The organism is Hymenobacter setariae (genome assembly GCF_007713685.1).
GTDB classification, from domain to species: domain Bacteria; phylum Bacteroidota; class Bacteroidia; order Cytophagales; family Hymenobacteraceae; genus Hymenobacter; species Hymenobacter setariae.
In genome coordinates this window covers 586,261-603,266 of sequence record NZ_VMRJ01000004.1, presented here as the reverse complement: position 1 = coordinate 603,266, position 17,006 = coordinate 586,261, and the positions used below count along the sequence as shown (strand labels likewise).

Here is a 17,006-nt window from a genome sequence, read left to right as displayed (position 1 = left end):
ACCTAATCGGAGGTGTAAACCAAGCTAGCTAGGTCGCCTCGGCCCGCGCTACAGGGGCGGCACCTAGGCGTTAGCTACGGCTTGCAGCTCGCGCACCAGCTCGGCCGAGCCCACAAAAAGCGGTACCCGCTGGTGCAGGTCTTTAGTAGGGGGCACTTCGAGTACCTCGTCGGCGCCGGTCACGGCAACACCACCGGCTTGCTCCGTTATGAAAGCAATAGGGTAGCACTCGTAGAGCAGGCGCAGCTTGCCGCTGGGCCACTCGGCGGTAGGTGGGTAGAGATACACGCCGCCCGTGAAGAGGTTGCGGTGGTAGTCGGCTGCCAGCGAGCCCACGTAGCGGGCGGTGTAGCGGCGCTCCTTGCAGGTAGTGAGGAAGGTGCGGGCAAACTCGGGAAAGTCAAACCAGTTGCCTTCGTTGCACGAAAAGACCTGGCCTTGTGCCGGGATGGTGAGCTGGGGGTGCGACAGGAAAAACTCGCCTAGGCTGGGCTCGTAGGTGAAGCCTGCTACACCGTGCCCGGTGGTGTACACGAGCATAGTGCTGGAGCCGTAGAGGATATAGCCGGCCGCCACCTGCGCTCGCCCGCCCTGCAAAAAGTCTTCGGCCCGCGCCGGCCCGCCGTAGCGGCTCACGCGCCGGTAAATGCTGAAAATGGTGCCCGTGCTCACGTTAAAGTCCAGGCTCACTGACCCATTGAGCGGGTTGAGTGCCACCACGTACTTGCCCTCGTGGTTGCCCGTGTCGATGATGTCGGGCCGCGCCTCGCTCAGCACGGCACAGCACTCGCGTCCATTGGTAAGGGCCCGCACAAATCGGATGTGCGCCTCCTCTCCTAGGCGGTGGCGCGGGGCGCCCTGCTCGCCCTCGGGGCCTACTGCCTCAGCAATGCTATTGAGACCCGCGCGGCTCACTTCCCGCACCATGATTTTGCTGGCCAGTGCAATATCGCGCAGCAGCTGCGACAGCTCGCCGGTGGCAAACGGAAACTCAGCTTGCTTGCGCATGATGTAGCGCTCGAGCGTGGTGCCAACGGGGGTAGCTAGTTCGTCGTGAGTAGGGGTAGGGGACATAAATGATACTTAATCAATAAAATACTCTTGTCATTGCGAGGGGGGACAACGAAGCAATGACAAGAGTATTTCTATTTGGCTTCTGGCTGCTTTTGCGACTGCCACAGCACGACTTGCCAGCCTTTCTTAGGGTCTTTAATCTGCATCGTCACGTACTTGATGTGGGCCACGTTGGGCGTGCCATCGGGCTTATTAGGCTGGTAAATGACGATTTGGCCATGCACCGCAGCTGCGGTACCGTCGTTGTAGGCCCGCACGCTAATGTTCTCCACGTCAATCTTGTCATACACACTTTTGCCATCGCGGATGCTCTGGAGGTAGTCGAGCTTGCCGTTTTGTTTGCCGTTGGCGTGGGTATACACGAGGTCGTCGGCGAAAACCTTTTCCAAGAAAGCGTAGTCTTTGCTGACTTGGGCTGCGAAGCGCTGGCGCTCTAGGTTCTCCACTTCTTGGGCCGCCGCTGCGTTTTTCTTCGTCATTTGGCCACCTAGGGGCGTGGGTAGCGTCGTGATTAGCGCCTTGCTGCTGGTAGGCTGCTGTAGCCGCGTCTCGGGCGTTTGGGCATAGGTGAGCACGGGCAAGGCCAGTAGGGCTCCGGCGATAAACGAGCGTTTCATAGAAAAAGCAGCTTAAGAAGCGGTGGGAAGGATATCGTCGGCGTCGAGCTTGATAGGCTCCATGCGCGGCACTAGCGTAAACATGATAACCCAGGCTAGCAGGTAGATGCCGCCGCAAATCAGGAACATGATGAAGTAAGCCTTATTGAGCTGGCCTAGGGCCTCGTAATACACGAACATGCGCTTCTGCACCAGCGCCGACAGCGCAATTCCCCCCAGGCCACCCGCCATGCCCCCAATACCCGTAACCGAGCCCACTGCCCGTTTCGGAAACATGTCCGATACAGTGGTGAAAATATTGGCGCTCCAGGCCTGGTGAGCCGCCGCCGCAATGCCAATTACCAGCACCGCCAGCCACATGTTTAGCTCGCCTAGGTACTGCGCAAACACAATTGGGAACACGCAAAAGGCAATGAGCAGCATGGCCGTTTTGCGGGCTTGGAAGGCGGGCATGCCGCGCTTGATAAAGCCTAACGGCAGGTAGCCACCGCCCACACTCCCAATGCTCGACAGCACGTACACCGCCGCTACCGGCAACGCAATGGCCGTGCCCTTGAGGTGGTACTGCTTACCAAGGAAGTCAGGCAACCAGAACAGGTAAAACCACCAGATAGGGTCGGTGAGGAACTTGCCAATCACGAAGGCCCACGTTTGGCGGAAGCCCAGCAGCGTAGCCCACGAGGTCTTTGGTTTTTCCTCTACTACCGCGCTCTCAGCGGGCAGGCCTGCCGGGATGTCTGCGTTGATGTAGTCAAACTCCGCCTTGCTCAGGCGCTTGCTGTTGGCCGGCGTTTCATACACGGCGTACCACAGCACCAGCCACACAAAACCCAGCGCTCCCGTGATGAGGAAAGCCCACTTCCAGCCAATGGTTTCGGCAATGAGCGGCACCGTAAGCGGCGCTACTATGGCTCCCACATTGGCCCCAGAGTTGAAAATGCCCGTGGCCAGCGCCCGCTCGCGCTGCGGAAACCACTCGGCCGTAGTCTTGATGGCTGCCGGGAAGTTGCCGGCCTCCGTGACACCTAGGAAAGCCCGCGCCACCCCGAAGCCAAACGTGCTGCTAACCAACGCATGACCCATAGCCGCCAGACTCCACAAGGCTGTTGAGATAGCATACCCCAGCTTGGTGCCCAGCTTGTCGATAATGCGCCCCACGCCCACCATACCCACCGCGTAGGCCAGCTTGAAGGCAATCTCAATGTTGGCGTAGTCGCCCGCATTCCAATGAAACGCCGTTTCGAGGTAGGGCTTCAGCAGCGAGATAACTGCCCGGTCGAGGTAGTTGATGGTGGTGGCAAAAAATACCAGTGAACAAATAGTCCAGCGGTACTTGCCTACCACCGAGGTGTCGGTGCCGGGCGGCGAGCTGTGAAGGGTGGGATTCATAGAAGATAGGTTAACTGAAAATGAGCGAGATGCTTCGCTGCGCGCTGCCTGCCGCTCTTATTTCTGCAAAGAAGAAATAAACCGCATCAGCGGAGCCACGCGGGCCGTAACCACGGCCGGGTCGCTGGCCCCCTTAAAGAGTTGCGAGCCAATGCCTACGGCGTTGATGCCCGCGCCAAACCACTCGGCGAGGCTGGCTTCAGTGGGCTCGACGCCACCCGTTACCATGAGCTTGGTGGCCGGCATAGGCCCGCGCACTGCCTTGATGTAGTCGGGCCCGACTACGTTGCCCGGGAATACTTTCACTAGCTGCGCGCCGAGTTGGGTGGCCGCGTATATCTCGTTGAGGGTCATGGCGCCGGGCACCCAGGCCACGTCGTGGCGCTGGCAGGCCTCGGCCACGTCGGCAGTCGTAATGGGCTGCACCACAAAGGCTGCGCCCGCCCCAATGAAGCGCTCGGCGTCGGCCGCATTGTAGATGGTGCCAATGCCCAGCACCAGCTCGGGGCAGTCGGTGGCCGTGAGCTTGGCTAGCTCTTGAAACACCTCGAAGGCGTTGGCCCCGCGGTTGGTAAACTCAAACACCCGGACGCCGCCTGCATAGCAGGCCCGCACCATGTCTTGGGCATGGGCCGCATCGGCATGGAAGAAAACCGGCACCAGTGGCGCCGCAAGTACTTGAGCGAGGACTTCAGAAGAAGACATTTTTATGAGCTGTTAGCTATCAGCTGCTAGCTGTTGGCTACCTGTTCAAAGTGGAAAGGAAGCTGCCTTGGCCCACCTAGGGGAGCTAGCAGCTAGCAGCTGATAGCTAACAGCTTAAATAGACTACCGCAGGAGGCGCCCCGTCAGGTTGCCCTGCATAAGGTGCTCGACTTCGGCCGGCGCTACTAGGTTAATGTCGCCGTGAATGGTGTGCTTGAGGGCCGAGGCAATGGTGGCGAAAGACAGGGCCTGCTCGCGGCTCTCGTAGTGGGCATCGCCGTAAATAAAGCCGGAGATAAACGAGTCGCCCCCGCCAATGCGGTCTACCACGGGGCTGATGTCGTAGAACGGCGTTTCGAAAAACTCGCCCTGGTCCCACAGCAGGCCGCAAATGCGCTCGTGCGAGGCGCTTTGGGTTTGGCGGCGCGTCGCAATCACGCGCTTGATTTGGGGGAAGCGTTGGGTCAACTGCTGGCTCATCGAGATAAAGCCGTTGTCGGAGTTTTCCTCCGCCTTAATGCCAAACAGGTCGTCAGCGTCGCCCTCGGTGCAGACTACGATATCGCAGCCAGCCACGAGGTCGGGCATTACGTCCTGGGCCTTTTGGCCATATTGCCACAGGTTGCGGCGGTAGTTCACATCGGCCGAAACCGTGATACCTAGGCGCCGCGCCGCCGCGATAGCATCGGCGGTGGCCTGCGCAGCGGCGGCCGAAATGGCGGGCGTGATGCCCGTCCAGTGTAGCCAGCCCGCGTCTTTTAGCAGTTCGTCCCAGTTGAAAGCAGCCGGGTCAAGGTTCGCAAAAGCCGAATCGGCGCGGTCATACACAATGCGGCTGGGCCGCAGCGAGGCACCTACTTCCAGAAAATACAGCCCTAGGCGGTGGCCTTCGGTGAAAAGGCAGCGGCTCATATCCACGCCGTAGCGGCGCAGGTGGTTGGCGGCTGCATAGCCCAGTTCATTAGCTGGAAACACGCCGACGTGGGCGGCGGGCACGCCCATTTGGGCGAGCGCGGCGGCTACGTTGGCGTCGCCGCCGCCGTAGGTTACTTCGAGAGTGGCCGTTTGGGGGAGCCGGTAGTTCAGCGGCGGCGAGAGCCGCATCATCACTTCGCCGAAGGTTACGACTTGCTTCATATACGAAAGAAACTAGGTGCGCGCCTTCGGCTAGTAGTTGCTCAATAGCGGCACCTAGGGAAATTTAAGACCGGAAAGGTAGGCGCCGACTAGAGCCAAAAATGCAGTTTAAGAAGATTTTTTAGCGTAATCGTTGCCGATAGTCGATAGGCAAGTAGCGCAGATTTTCAGTCCGCGAGTGCGTGGCTCTTTAAGGCAGCCTAGCTACGCGCTCGGCACTCGCGGACTGAAATGCCGCACTACGGCAAAGAAATCAGCTAGCTTGCCACCAACTCTCCTGAACTCACCGGTGCGGCTGTTTGGTCGAAGCCAAAGTACTGGCTAGCATTACCATAGCTGATGTTTTCGACTAGCTGGCCCAGCCAGGGTAGTTCCTCGGCGGGTAGCTCGCCGTTTTCCACGTCGCGGCCCAGCAGGTTGCATAAGATGCGGCGGAAGTATTCGTGGCGCGGGAAGGAGAGGAAGCTGCGCGAATCGGTGAGCATGCCCACAAAGCGGCTCAGCAAGCCCATGTTGCTGAGGGCATTGATTTGCTTCTCCATGCCGTCCTTCTGGTCCAAGAACCACCAGCCCGAGCCAAACTGCATCTTGCCGGCCACCGAGCCATCTTGGAAGTTGCCAATCATGGTGGCGAAGATGTCGTTGTCAGCCGGGTTGAGGTTGTAGAGGATGGTTTTGGTTAGCTTGTCCTGGTTATCGAGGCGGTCGAGGAAGCGCGAAAGCGCCTGCGCCTGCGAAAAGTCGCCAATCGAATCCCAACCGGTGTCGGGACCCAGCTGGCGCAGGGCGCGGGCGTTATTATTGCGCAGTGCCCCTAGGTGAAACTGTTGGGTCCAGCCCTTCTCCCAGTCCATGATAGCCAGCTCGACTAGCATGGCCGACTTAAACTGCTCAATTTCGGCGGTGGTCAGTGCTTGGTCGAGTCGCGCTTTATCGAAGATGGCGGCCACTTCGGCTTCGGTGTAGTCAGCAGCATAAATCTGCTCCAGGCCGTGGTCCGACAAGCGCCCACCCAGGGAGGCGAAGAAGTCGTGGCGCTGGCGAAGGGCCGCCAGCAGGTCGGCATAAGCGCGAATTTCGATGCCCGCCGCTGCTCCCAGGCGCTGGAGGTAAGCGGGGTAGTCGGGCGCCTCGGGCGTCATGGCCTTGTCGGGGCGGAAGGTAGGCAGGATGCGCGTCTCAAAACCTTGGGTCGCAATGGCTTGGTGCTGCTCCAGCGAGTCGGCGGGGTCGTCGGTGGTGCACACAGTTGCCACGTTCATCTTGCGCAGCAGGCCCTGCACCGCGTATTCGGGCGTTTGCAGTAGGGCATTGCACTGCTCGTAGATGCGGCGGGCGCTGTCCTTGTTCAGCAGCTCAGTGATGCCGAAGTAGCGGCGCAGCTCTAGGTGCGTCCAGTGGTACAGGGGGTTGCGCACGGTGTAGGGCACCGTTTCAGCCCACTTCTCAAACTTCTCCCAGTCCGACGCGTCGCCCGTGATGAAACGCTCATTCACACCGTTGGCCCGCATGGCCCGCCACTTATAATGGTCGCCATAGAGCCAGATTTGAGTGATGTTCTCAAACTGCCGGTTTTGGGCAATCTGGTCGGGCGGTAGGTGGCAGTGGTAGTCGATGATGGGCTGCGGCGCGGCGTGCTCGTGGTAGAGCGTGCGCGCGGTGGGCGTCTGCAGCAGGAAGTCGTCGGAGAGAAAGGGAGTCATAATTATAATGAGCAATTAGCAATGAGCAACCGTTTGTCATCCTGAGCTTGCGAAGGACCTTCTCACGTCAGAACTAAGACGTTGAAATAGTATCTCTGATGACTACAACCGCGATAAGGTCCTTCGTAAGCTCAGGATGACAGACGTATTTTGAAGATGACAGGCGTATTTTTACTTACAGCGACACGCCGCGCTTCCACGGAATGAAGTCGGTTTGGCCGTGGCGCACAGCATGCACTTCCAGGCCGCTGGCCACTTGAATGACGTATTCGAGGATGCGCTCACCGGCCTGCTCAATGGTTTCTTCGCCGTCGATGATGGTGCCCGTGTTCAGGTCGATGATGTCGGGCATGCGCTGGGCCAGCTTGGTATTGGTGCTGATTTTGATGACCGGCGCAATTGGGTTGCCGGTGGGCGTGCCGAGGCCGGTAGTGAAGAGCACTACGTTGGCGCCCGAGCCCACTTCGGCGGTCGTGCTTTCCACGTCGTTGCCGGGGGTGCAGAGCAGGTTGAGGCCGGGCTTGGTCACGAGCTCGGGGTAATCGAGCACGGCCACCACTGGCGATGAACCACCTTTGCGGGCTGCGCCGGCCGACTTGATGGCGTCGGTAATCAGACCGTCGCGAATGTTGCCGGGCGAGGGATTCATGTCGAAGCCCGAACCCACCGCGATGGCGCTATCGCCATACGACTTCATAAGCGAGGTGAAGCGCTGGGCCGTTTCGTGGTCTACCGAGCGGTTTACCATTTCCTGCTCTACGCCGCACAGCTCCGGGAACTCGGATAGGATAACGGAGCCACCTAGGGCCACCAAAATGTCGGACGTGTGGCCCACCGCGGGGTTGGCCGAGATACCCGAGAAGCCGTCCGAGCCGCCGCACTCCAGCCCGATGCAAAGCTTGCTGAGGGGCGCCGGCTGGCGCTGCTGTTGGTTAGCCTGCATAAGGCCCGCGAAGGTCTGGCGCAGGGCCGTGCTCACGAGAGTTTCCTCGGTGCCCAAGGTCTGCTGGTCCAGGATGAAGAGCGGCTTGCTGAAATTGGGGTCGCGCAGCTTTATCTCGTCTTGCAGCATGGTGGCCTGGGCGTTTTGGCACCCTAGGCTGAGCACGGTGGCCCCAGCCACGTTGGGGTGTGTAATGTAGCCGGCCAGCAGGCCGCACAGGGCTTGGGCATCTTGGCGAGTGCCGCCGCAGCCGCCCTCGTGATTGAGGAAGCGGATACCGTCTACGTTCGGGAACAGCTTGGGCTTCTGGTAGTCTACCTCAGCCGAGTGCAAGTCGGTGGCCAGGATTTCCTCTACCGACTTGCCAGCCTGCATCAGCTCGATGAGGGCCTGAGTCTGGGGCTGGTAGCTTTTGCGGCGGGCGTAGCCTAGGTCATTCACCAAGGCTTCTTCGAGCACCTGGATGTTGCGGTTCTCGCAGAACACCAGCGGAATAACTAGCCAGTAGTTGGCCGTGCCCACGCGCCCATCGGGGCGATGGTAGCCCATAAAAGTGCGGCCTTCAAACTGGCTCACATTGGGCTGGGCCCAGCTCTGCGAGTGTTGGCCTTCCTGGTACGAGTTGGTGGCGTGCTTGAGGTTGCCGGTGGTGAGTAGGCCGCCGGTGGCCACGGGGGCCGACATTTTGCCCACCAGCACGCCGTACATGGTTATCTCGTCGCCTACCGCAAAATCATGCAGCGCGAGCTTGTGCTTCGCGGGTATTTTCTCGGTCGTCGTCACGGTCACCCCATCCCAGGTTACGGGCGTGCCGATGGGCAGGTCGGTGAGGGCAACGAGTACGTTGTCGGCGGGGTGGATTTTAGCAACTAGGTGCTTCATGGCAAATATCAATTAACAAGTAGCAAGTATCAGCTAGCGCTTGGCAGGTTTCATCCCTGCTAAACAAGGCAATGGGACAAAGGTCAGCAGTATTTGCGGCAGCGCCCAATACGATGGTAGCCTATTTGTGCTAACTGCTCCCTAGCGCGGACTTTTAATCCGCGCGTGGGTAAGCTCGTCTCTACTGGCGGATTAAACGTCCGCGCTACACCGCGGCTTTCTGATTCTTATTGAGCACCGTGGCTAGCGTAGCAGCAGCGCCCTCTTGCTGAAGCTGGGTGAGGTAACGTGTTACGCTGTCGGCAAAGCCGGGTAGAGCCGTGAGGTCGGTGCCCCAGAGGGCTTGGTTACTTAGGGCCGCTTGCACGAGTTCGGCGGAGGGGAGGCGCTGCCAGAGGTCGGCAAAGTAGCCCGCTTGCTCATCCTGAATGAGATACTCTTGGCCTTGGGTTTCGCCGTACCACTTATCACCTTCTTGCCGGGTGCCGCGCTCGAAGAGTAAGTAAGCTGCAAAGCCTAGGGCCACGTACTGCGGCACGGCCCGAAAGCGCTCGTAGTAGTGCAGCAGGTCGGGCACCACGCGCATGCGCAGCTTGGCCGAGTAGTTGAGCGTGATGGCTAGCCAGCGGTGCTCCACGGCGGGGTTGCGAAAGCGGTCAAGCACCTGCATGCCAAAGCGCTGGCCCACCTTCTCATCGACGGGGTAGGGGATGCCGGGCAGCAAGTCGGCCAGCATCAGGTTGCGGACGTAGGTGGCCAGGCAGTCGCTTTCCATGGCTTCGCGCACGGTGGGCACACCACTCAGGAAGGCCAGCCCACAGCTGAGCGAGTGCGTACCGTTGAGCAGGCGCAGCTTCAACTCGCGAAACAGGTCGATATCGGGCTGCACAATTACGCCGGGGTGCACCTGCTGAAAGCTCAGCACCTCCTTCACCCGCTCATCGCCTTCGATGGCCCACAGCAGGTACACTTCCGACATGGTGAGTAGCTCATCCTCGTAGCCCAGCTCTTGGGTAAGGCTAGCATAGGTTTCTGCCGCCGGCTTGCCCGGTACAATGCGGTCAACCAGTGAGTTGCAGATGGTATTGGCTGTGGCGAGCCAGTGCATAAAATCGGAACCTAGGGCGGCGCGTTCGGCCAGCTCTTGCAAAATGCTGCGCAGCTTGGTGCCGTTGTCGGGTATCAGCTCGGTAGGCACTATCACGAGGCCCTTGTCGGGAGCGCCGCCGAAGGCCTGGAAGCGGGCGTGCAGCACCGCCAGCAGCTTGCCCGGAAACGAGCGCGGCGGGGTGGCCCCTAGGTCCTCGTTTTCGTCGAGCACGATGCCGACCTCAGTAGTATTTGAAAGCACCACCTCCAGGTCGGGGCTGGTGGCTACTTGCAGCACCTCGGCCCACTGGCTTTTGGCCGATAGCACGCGGCTGATGCCGGCGCACACCACGTCCTCGCTGATGGTTTGGCCGTCTTCCACGCCCCGCACGCACACCGTATACAGGTTGTCTTGGCGGTCAAAAGCCGCAGCGTCGCCCCCGCCGTCGGTGCTTTTTACGACTACCACGCGGCCATTAAAAATGCCCTGGCGGTTGGCTTGGTCAATCACGAAATTGGGTAGCCCGCGCAGCAGCACGCCGGTACCAAACTGCAAAACCTTTTCGGGAAGCTCAAACAGCGCCGGGGTAGGAAGAACAACCGTGGGCTTGGCCGCGCCGGCTTGCGTAAAAAGTTGAGAGAGAACAGGCATGTTTTTGCAAAGATTTTATAGCAACTGCTGGTAGATAGTTGAGAAGTGGCCGGTCGGCCCGGCGCCTAGGTCAGGGCTTGTTCAAATGAATACCCTAAGCCTGCGAAGCCTGTCATGGGCTCACCTGCTCACTGTTTCCATTTTTGCTGCCATTTGGGGTACTCGCGGGTCAAAAGCTTTTCGGGCCAGGTGCTAGCGTACACGTAGCCGATGCGGCGCTCATTTTCGATGTCGGCTAGGCGGGCGTGCTTCACGCCATCGCGCCCCACGTAAATAGGTTGGTTGGTATCAAGGTCATAGAAGCGGGCCCACAGCGTGCTGCCGGGCGAGGGCACCATCACCCGGTCGCGGCCCTTGGGTTGCTTGGGGTCGGTAATGTCAGCCACGGCCATATTCTCGATTTTGGAGGCTTCGAACCAGGCCGCGGCTGCTTCCACGGCGCGGCGCACTTCAGGGCTAGGCTGGTCGAGGCTCATCAAAAACTCGGTAATGCCTACCGACTCGTCGCCGCTCAGTGAGGCCAGCTCGAAGGCGCGGGCCGGGCAGGGTAGCAGCGTGCGGCGGTCGTGCTGGGCGCACCACACCGTGCGCTTGCCGTGCTGCACATACTGCGTTTTCAGGATGCACTGCACACCTAGGTCCACTGCGCGTTGGGCCGGCGCCACCAGGGTGGGGTCTACCAAGGCAAAGTCCCCTTTCTTATCAGCCACCGCCTTCAGCACTTGCAGGGCATGCACCATGGCGTTGTCGTTGTAGGTAATCTGGGCGCGGTAGAGGTTGCTGAGCGGGTAGTACTGCGGAAAGCCACCGCTGGGCTGCTGCATCTTGAGCAGATAGCGGATGCCTTTTTCGGCACCTAGGCGATAGGCCGGGTTCTGGGTGGTTTTGAAAGCACCTAGCAGGTAAGTGATTTCGCGAGTCGTGGCGTTGTTATCAATGGTAGCATCTTCGCGGCTGGCATCGCGGCGAGCATCTTGTAGGTCGGTGGCGCTCATGGAGCGCTTGTAGTCCACTTTTACCTCGTTCACGGCCTTGGGCCAGCCGCCCACGCTGCGCTGAAAGGCGAGCATCTTCTCGGCGGTGCTGTCTTGGGTTGCTGCCTGCGCCAGCCTGGGGGCCAGCGCCAACGAGTGGCTGCGGCACGCGCCTAGGTGGGCCGTAGCCAGGCCAAGAGTAGCAACAACGAGCAACGAGTAATTCATCAGTAAAAAGAAAGGCCAGCCGGCACCTGAGCGGTTACCTAGGTAGCCGCTCAGGCGCTTGGTAATTAGTAGCCGAAGTTTTGCTTCAGGGCTGGGTCGGTATCGAGGGTAGTTTGCGGAATGGGTAGCAGCTCCTTGCCGAGGCCCGCTACGTACTCGGCCGCCATGCCCGTGCCCGTGCTGTTGACGTTGGTGGTCGTGGTGGTGCCACCCGTGGTGGTGCTGATGGGCACCACTGTGCCATTGGGCTGCAGGTTAGCCACGTAGGTGCCGTCGATGGACTGGCGCCAGTTGACGCGGACAATTCCGCTAGGTAGTGGCGTGGCTGGGGTAGTGGGCAGAAGAGACGCAGGCGTGGGCTTGAAGAAGGAGCGCGTCCACTGCACCTTGCCGCTCACTACCCGGTAAAACTGATAGAGCGGCACGTTCTGGTAGGGGGCTAGGCCCTGGCGCAGCAGGTTTAGGTTGGCCTTGGTTTCGCTGAGCTTGGAGGCCAGCAGGTTCCAGCGCAGCAGGTCGTACTTGCGGATGCCCTCGGAGCCAAACTCCAATAGGCGCTCGTTGACGATGGCGTTGAACATGTCGGCTTTGCTGCCAGTGTTGAGGTTAGCCGCCGCAAGGGTGGCATTGCCATTGTAGCCCCGGGTGCGTACTTCGAGCAGCGCAGCGCGAGCCGCCGTGGTGGGACCGTTTAGCTCATTATCAGCCTCGGCAAACATCAGTAGCACATCGGCAAAGCGGATGAGGGGCCAGTTGTAGCCTAGGTAGTTGTTGGTGCCAGGTAGGGCGGGGCTGTGCCAGTCGCGCCGAAACTTACCATCGTAAATCGTATTCAGCGCCACACCCGACTGGTTGTTGCTGCCATTGGCAAACTGGTAGGGCGCCACCGTGATGTCGCGGCGCACGTCGGTCGAGTCAAACGCGTAGAAGTAGGTCGGCACCACCGTCACGGCGCCTTGCGTCGAGCCGTAGGTGGGCGAGTTATTCAGGCGCGGGCCGTTGTAGTAGCCCAGCTTCGAGTCGCCGGTGGCCGTGGAGCCCGCCATGCCCACCTCAAAAATGATTTCGTTGGCAGCATCGCGGCGCTGCTGGTTTAAGCCGAGCCACAAGTCCGAGTAGCTCGGGTTCAAGGTGTGCTGGCTGCGCTGGCTCATCAGCTCCTGGCACTCCTGGCGGGCTATGCGGTAGTAGTCGAGGTAGTCGGTTTGGCGCGTCATGGTGTTGCCTTGCAGCGAGTAGCCACCGCGCTGCAGCGCAATGCGGGCTCGCAGCGCTTTCACCGCGCCCTTGGTAATGCGCTCGTTGCCAATGCCCGCGTTGGAGCGGTAGGGTACTAGCTTCTCGGCCGTGGCTAGGTCCGTAATCAGGGCGGTCAGCGTCTGGTTGCGGTTGCCGTTGGGCAGGTTGAAATCTTGGTCGTAGCTCGAGGGCGCGAACTGCGCCGGCACATCGCCCCAGTTGCGAATCAGCTCATAGTAGTACTGCGCCCGCAAGGTCAGGGCCTCGCCGTAGAGGCGGTGCAGGGCGGCGGTGTCGGCGCTAGTGCCGGTGGTGTAAAGCGCCATCTGCGGAATGTACTTGATGCAGACATTGGCGCGCTCTACGCCCTGGTACAAGTTGTTCCAAGGGTTGATAATCTCGGTGTTGCTGGCAAAGGACTTGTAGCGCGCAATGCCCCGGCGCCCCGTGTCGAAGGTGCCCGACGAGCCGATGAGCTCATCGGTATCGTAGGGGTAGTACATGCTGATGCGGGTGCCGTAGGTATTGTCGCCCGACAGCGGGTCGTAGGCGCCCAGCACGGCGCTGGTAGCGCCGCTCACTGTGCTGAACGTGGCCTCGGTGGTAGTGAGGGCAGTGGGCTCTATATCAAGGTAGCTTTTGCAGGAAGTGGCCAGTCCGGCCGCCCCGGCCAGCAGCACCGCCGCCGTGGCCTTCCGCGAAGTGAAATTAAAAACTTTCATAAGGCTAGAAACTAGCTAAAGTGCGGGTGGGAAAAGATTACAGCCCTAGGTTGAGACCAAACAGGAAGGCGCGGCTGCGGGGGTAGGCGGCGTAGTCGACGCCCGGCGTGAGCGGGGTGCTGCGGCGGGTGTTCACCTCTGGGTCGTAGCCCGAGTACTTGGTGAAGGTGTACAGGTTGTTGAGCGTCACGTAGAAGCGCAGCGTCTGCACCTTCGCGCGGCTCAGCAGGCCCTTGGGCAGCGAGTAGCCCACCGTGATGTTGTTGACGCGCAAGAACGAGCCGCTCTCGATGGCGTAGGAGTGCAGCAGGTAGTTGCCGCGCACCGGGCTCCAGATGGTAGCGTTGGCGTTCACCTGGTTGAAGGTGTTGGCATCGGTGATGAGCACGCCGTTATTGTCGGTGTAGCGCACCCGGTTGTTCATCTCGCTCAGCAGGTTGGCGTAGGAGGTGTTGGCCGTGCTGGTCGTAAACTCAATCTTGTTGGCATTGTAGAGGTCGTTGCCCAGCACGAAGTTGAGGAATACGCTAGCATCGAAGCCTTTGTAAGTGAACTGCTGGTTGAGGCCCCCAATCATCTTGGGGTTCGAGTTGCCGATGACCGTCTTGTCGGCTTCCGTAATCTGGCCGTCGCCGTTCACATCGCGCAGCTTGAGCGTGCCAATGGCCACAGCGGTGCCCGTCACAGCGGCGTTGCTGGCCACACCATCGGCGAGCACGCCGGTGCGGGTGGCGTAGTTGTATGATTTGAAATCGTTAGTCGTGTAGAAGCCGTCGGTTACGTAGCCGTACATCATGCCTACTGGCTGGCCCACGCGGGCCACGTAGTCGGGGCCCGATAGGGCAGTGCCTGCCCAGCCCGACTGAATGCTCGGGATTTCGGCCAGCCCGCCTAGGTCCGTGATTTTGTTGCGGTTGAACGTAGCGTTGGCCGTGGCCGACCAGGTGAAGTTCTCCGTCTGAATGACCGTGCCGCTCAGTTGCAGTTCGAGGCCCTTGTTAGAAGTCGAGCCAATGTTGCGGAACTGCGAGGTGTAGCCCGAGAAGCCCGGCAGCGGCTGCGCAATCAGCAGGTCGCGGGTGGTGTTGTAGTACACATCGGCCGTGAACTGCACGCGGTTGTTGAACAAGCCCATGTCCACGCCGATGTCGCGGGTGGTCGTCACTTCCCATTTCAGCGTGGGGTTGGCCAGCGTAGTGAGGGCCGTGGCGGGCGTCGTCACGTGGTTGAGAGCGTAGTTGACGTTGCCGGCCTGGTAGAGCTGCTTGGTCAGGAAGTCCGGGATGCGGTTGTTGCCAGCCTGGCCGTAGCTCACGCGCAGCTTCAGGTCCGACACCTTGTTGAGGTAGTCCTTGAAGAAGTCTTCCTGCGAGATGCGCCACGCAGCCGATACACCGGGGAATACGCCGCGCCGGGTAGCGCCGGGCTCAAACTTAGAAGAGTAGTCGAGGCGGGCCGTGGCCGACAGCAGGTACTTGCCGTCGTAGTCGTAGCTGAGGCGCGTGAAGCCCGACACCAGGCCGTAGTCCACCGGAATGCCGGTGCTCGGCAGCACAGGCTGGGCCACGGTGCCCACCGGCAGCACGGCTTGGTTGATGTTAGCTAGGGCGCGCTCGGCGGTGATGTCGGCCGGCAGGAAGTTCGTTTGCACGAAGTTCTGGGTGGTGCGCTGGCGGTAGGTTTCCTCGCCCAGCAATGCCGAGAACGTGTGCTTGTCTTTCTTCAGCGTATAGTTAAGAGTATTCGAGTTGTTGAGCGTGGTCGTGATGCCGTTGGTGATGGTCACGAAGGGCAGGTTTTGGTAGCCGCCCGCCGCCTGCCGAATGGTCGGCGAGTACAGCCCGTTGAAGGTCCCTAGGTCGCTGTACGTGATGTCAAAACCACCCGTGGAGCGGAATACCAGCGACGGCAGGATGTTGAACGACGCCGTCGCGCCCATGTTGAACGTGCGGCGCTTATCGGAGCGGTACTCATTATTAATAGCCAGCACCGGGTTCACCAGCGACGAATTGGCGAAGAAGTCGGGGTCGAAGTTGGCGGTGGGGTCCACGCCCGCCACGCTAGTGGGCAGGTTGAAAGGGATGTACTGCACCGTGTTGCGCAGGCGCGACGTCACGCTAGAGCCGGTGTTCACCACTTGGCCGTTGCTGGAGGTACCTAGGGCGGCACCGGTGCCGGCGCCTAGGTTCTCCTGGTCGTTGAAGCGGGCATTGAAGCCCAGGCGAAACTTCTCGCTGGCTTTGGTATCGATGCGGAAGTTCACCAGCTTGCGGTCGTAGCCCGAGCCCAACTGAATGCCATCCTCTAGGTTGCGGGTCAAACTCAGGTTGAAGGTCGTAGCCTTGGTGCCGCCGCTCACCGATACGTTGTGCGTTTGCTGAATGGCGCTGCGGCCAAATACTTGCTCCTGCCAGTCTTGGTAGGGGAGATTGCGCAGGTTGTTCAGGGTGTCGCCGTTGAAGTTGAGCGAGCCAAAAACCTGCCGGAACGTATTGGTGCCGCCTGATACGCTGGCGCCCGAGCCCGTGAGCTGCGCCCGCTCGTACTCCCAGTTCAGGTAGTCGGCCGGGCCCATCACATCGAGCTTCTTAGCTAGCTTGCGGAAGCCCCCAAAGCCATTGTATGACACCGAGGTGCGACCCTCACGGCCGCCCTTGGTGGTGATGATAACTACGCCGTTGGCGCCACGTGCACCGTAGATAGCGGTCGAAGAGGCGTCTTTCAGCACATCGACCGAGGCAATATCTTGCGGGGCGATAACCGACAGCGCGTTCTCAATCTGGATGCCGTCCACGATGTAGAGCGGGGAGTTGTCCTGGGTAATGGAGCCGCCGCCACGCACCTTCACTTGCACGTTGTTGTTGCCGGGCGTGCCTTCCGAAGAGGTCAGCTGCACACCAGCCAAGCGGCCCGTCAGAGCCTCAGCGGCCGAGTTTACGGGGATATCCTTAATCTGCTGGGCATTCACCGACGAGATGGCGCTCGTCACGTCGCCGCGCCGAACCTCTTGGTAGCCAATGACTACTACATCATCGAGCGACTGCACATCCGATACCAGTGTAACGTTAATAGTGGTTTTGTCGCCCACTGCTACTTCCTGGCTCACGTAGCCCACGAAGCTGAAGCGCAGCGTGGCCGTTTTGTTATCGGCAGGCACGTTGATGGTGTAGCCGCCATCGACGGCAGTAGAGGCGCCAGTAGTGGTGCCTTTCAGCAGCACCGTCACGCCCGGTAGGGTTTCGCCGTCCGACCCTTTGACGATGCCACTCACTGCGCGGGTTTGGGCCAGGGCCGCGCCCACGCTGGCGCACAGCACAAGCCAGAGTAACAGGAAATGTCTTTTCATAAGAGCAGCAGGAGAAAAATGGGTGGGAATTGAAATAAGTAGCAAGAGCGAAGGGCTGCGAGCCAGCAAGACTGCCAGCGAGCCTAGGGCCAGGTAGGGGCGGGCTGCTAGCCGCCGGCCGGGCCAAAAACTATTTTTTAAACTTTAGCAGGATAAAATGCCAGATTTGAGCTAGGCAGAGGCTACCCTGGGTCTCGAAGTTTAGCGAAGGATGGGCGCCTGATGAAGGCTCGGAGCGTTTTTATTTGCGCAAACGTTATCGGTAACGTTCCCAAAACCCGCCTCATGAGCCGGCAAAAGCATGGG

The 17,006-nt window shown here is 60.2% G+C and carries 11 protein-coding genes; all 11 read right to left on the bottom strand.

Annotated elements, in window-relative coordinates; translation table 11 throughout:
* Positions 1-63 precede the first annotated feature (63 nt).
* A complete protein-coding gene (fbp, locus tag FNT36_RS17480; RefSeq protein WP_144850300.1) occupies positions 64-1,074 on the bottom strand; it encodes a class 1 fructose-bisphosphatase in 1,011 nt (336 codons plus the stop codon).
* Between the two features lie 71 nt (positions 1,075-1,145).
* Entirely contained in the window at positions 1,146-1,691 is a 546-nt protein-coding gene (locus FNT36_RS17475) for a nuclear transport factor 2 family protein (protein ID WP_233636016.1), read from the bottom strand.
* 12 nt (positions 1,692-1,703) lie between these two features.
* Positions 1,704-3,080, bottom strand: a complete 1,377-nt coding sequence (locus FNT36_RS17470) for an MFS transporter (protein ID WP_144850298.1) — start codon at positions 3,078-3,080, stop codon at positions 1,704-1,706.
* 57 nt (positions 3,081-3,137) lie between these two features.
* Complete coding sequence (locus FNT36_RS17465) at positions 3,138-3,785, bottom strand: beta/alpha barrel domain-containing protein (protein WP_144850296.1); 648 nt, start codon at positions 3,783-3,785, stop codon at positions 3,138-3,140.
* Between the two features lie 123 nt (positions 3,786-3,908).
* On the bottom strand, positions 3,909-4,922 hold the full coding sequence (locus FNT36_RS17460) for a sugar kinase (protein WP_144850294.1): 1,014 nt from the start codon (positions 4,920-4,922) through the stop codon (positions 3,909-3,911).
* Between the two features lie 257 nt (positions 4,923-5,179).
* The gene (gene uxaC / locus FNT36_RS17455) at positions 5,180-6,625 is read right to left on the bottom strand and encodes a glucuronate isomerase (RefSeq protein ID WP_144850292.1); all 1,446 of its coding nucleotides are present in this window, start codon (positions 6,623-6,625) and stop codon (positions 5,180-5,182) included.
* A gap of 175 nt (positions 6,626-6,800) precedes the next feature.
* Complete coding sequence (locus FNT36_RS17450) at positions 6,801-8,450, bottom strand: UxaA family hydrolase (RefSeq protein WP_144850290.1); 1,650 nt, start codon at positions 8,448-8,450, stop codon at positions 6,801-6,803.
* A gap of 205 nt (positions 8,451-8,655) precedes the next feature.
* A complete protein-coding gene (locus tag FNT36_RS17445) occupies positions 8,656-10,191 on the bottom strand; it encodes a tagaturonate reductase (RefSeq protein WP_144850288.1) in 1,536 nt (511 codons plus the stop codon).
* A 128-nt stretch (positions 10,192-10,319) separates the two neighbouring features.
* On the bottom strand, positions 10,320-11,393 hold the full coding sequence (gene pelA / locus FNT36_RS17440) for a pectate lyase (protein WP_144850286.1): 1,074 nt from the start codon (positions 11,391-11,393) through the stop codon (positions 10,320-10,322).
* A 65-nt stretch (positions 11,394-11,458) separates the two neighbouring features.
* Positions 11,459-13,354 (bottom strand): RagB/SusD family nutrient uptake outer membrane protein, encoded by a 1,896-nt coding sequence (locus FNT36_RS17435; protein ID WP_144850284.1) that lies wholly within the window; start codon positions 13,352-13,354, stop codon positions 11,459-11,461.
* A gap of 37 nt (positions 13,355-13,391) precedes the next feature.
* On the bottom strand, positions 13,392-16,700 hold the full coding sequence (locus tag FNT36_RS17430; RefSeq protein WP_144850282.1) for a SusC/RagA family TonB-linked outer membrane protein: 3,309 nt from the start codon (positions 16,698-16,700) through the stop codon (positions 13,392-13,394).
* Between the last annotated feature and the right edge of the window lie 306 nt (positions 16,701-17,006).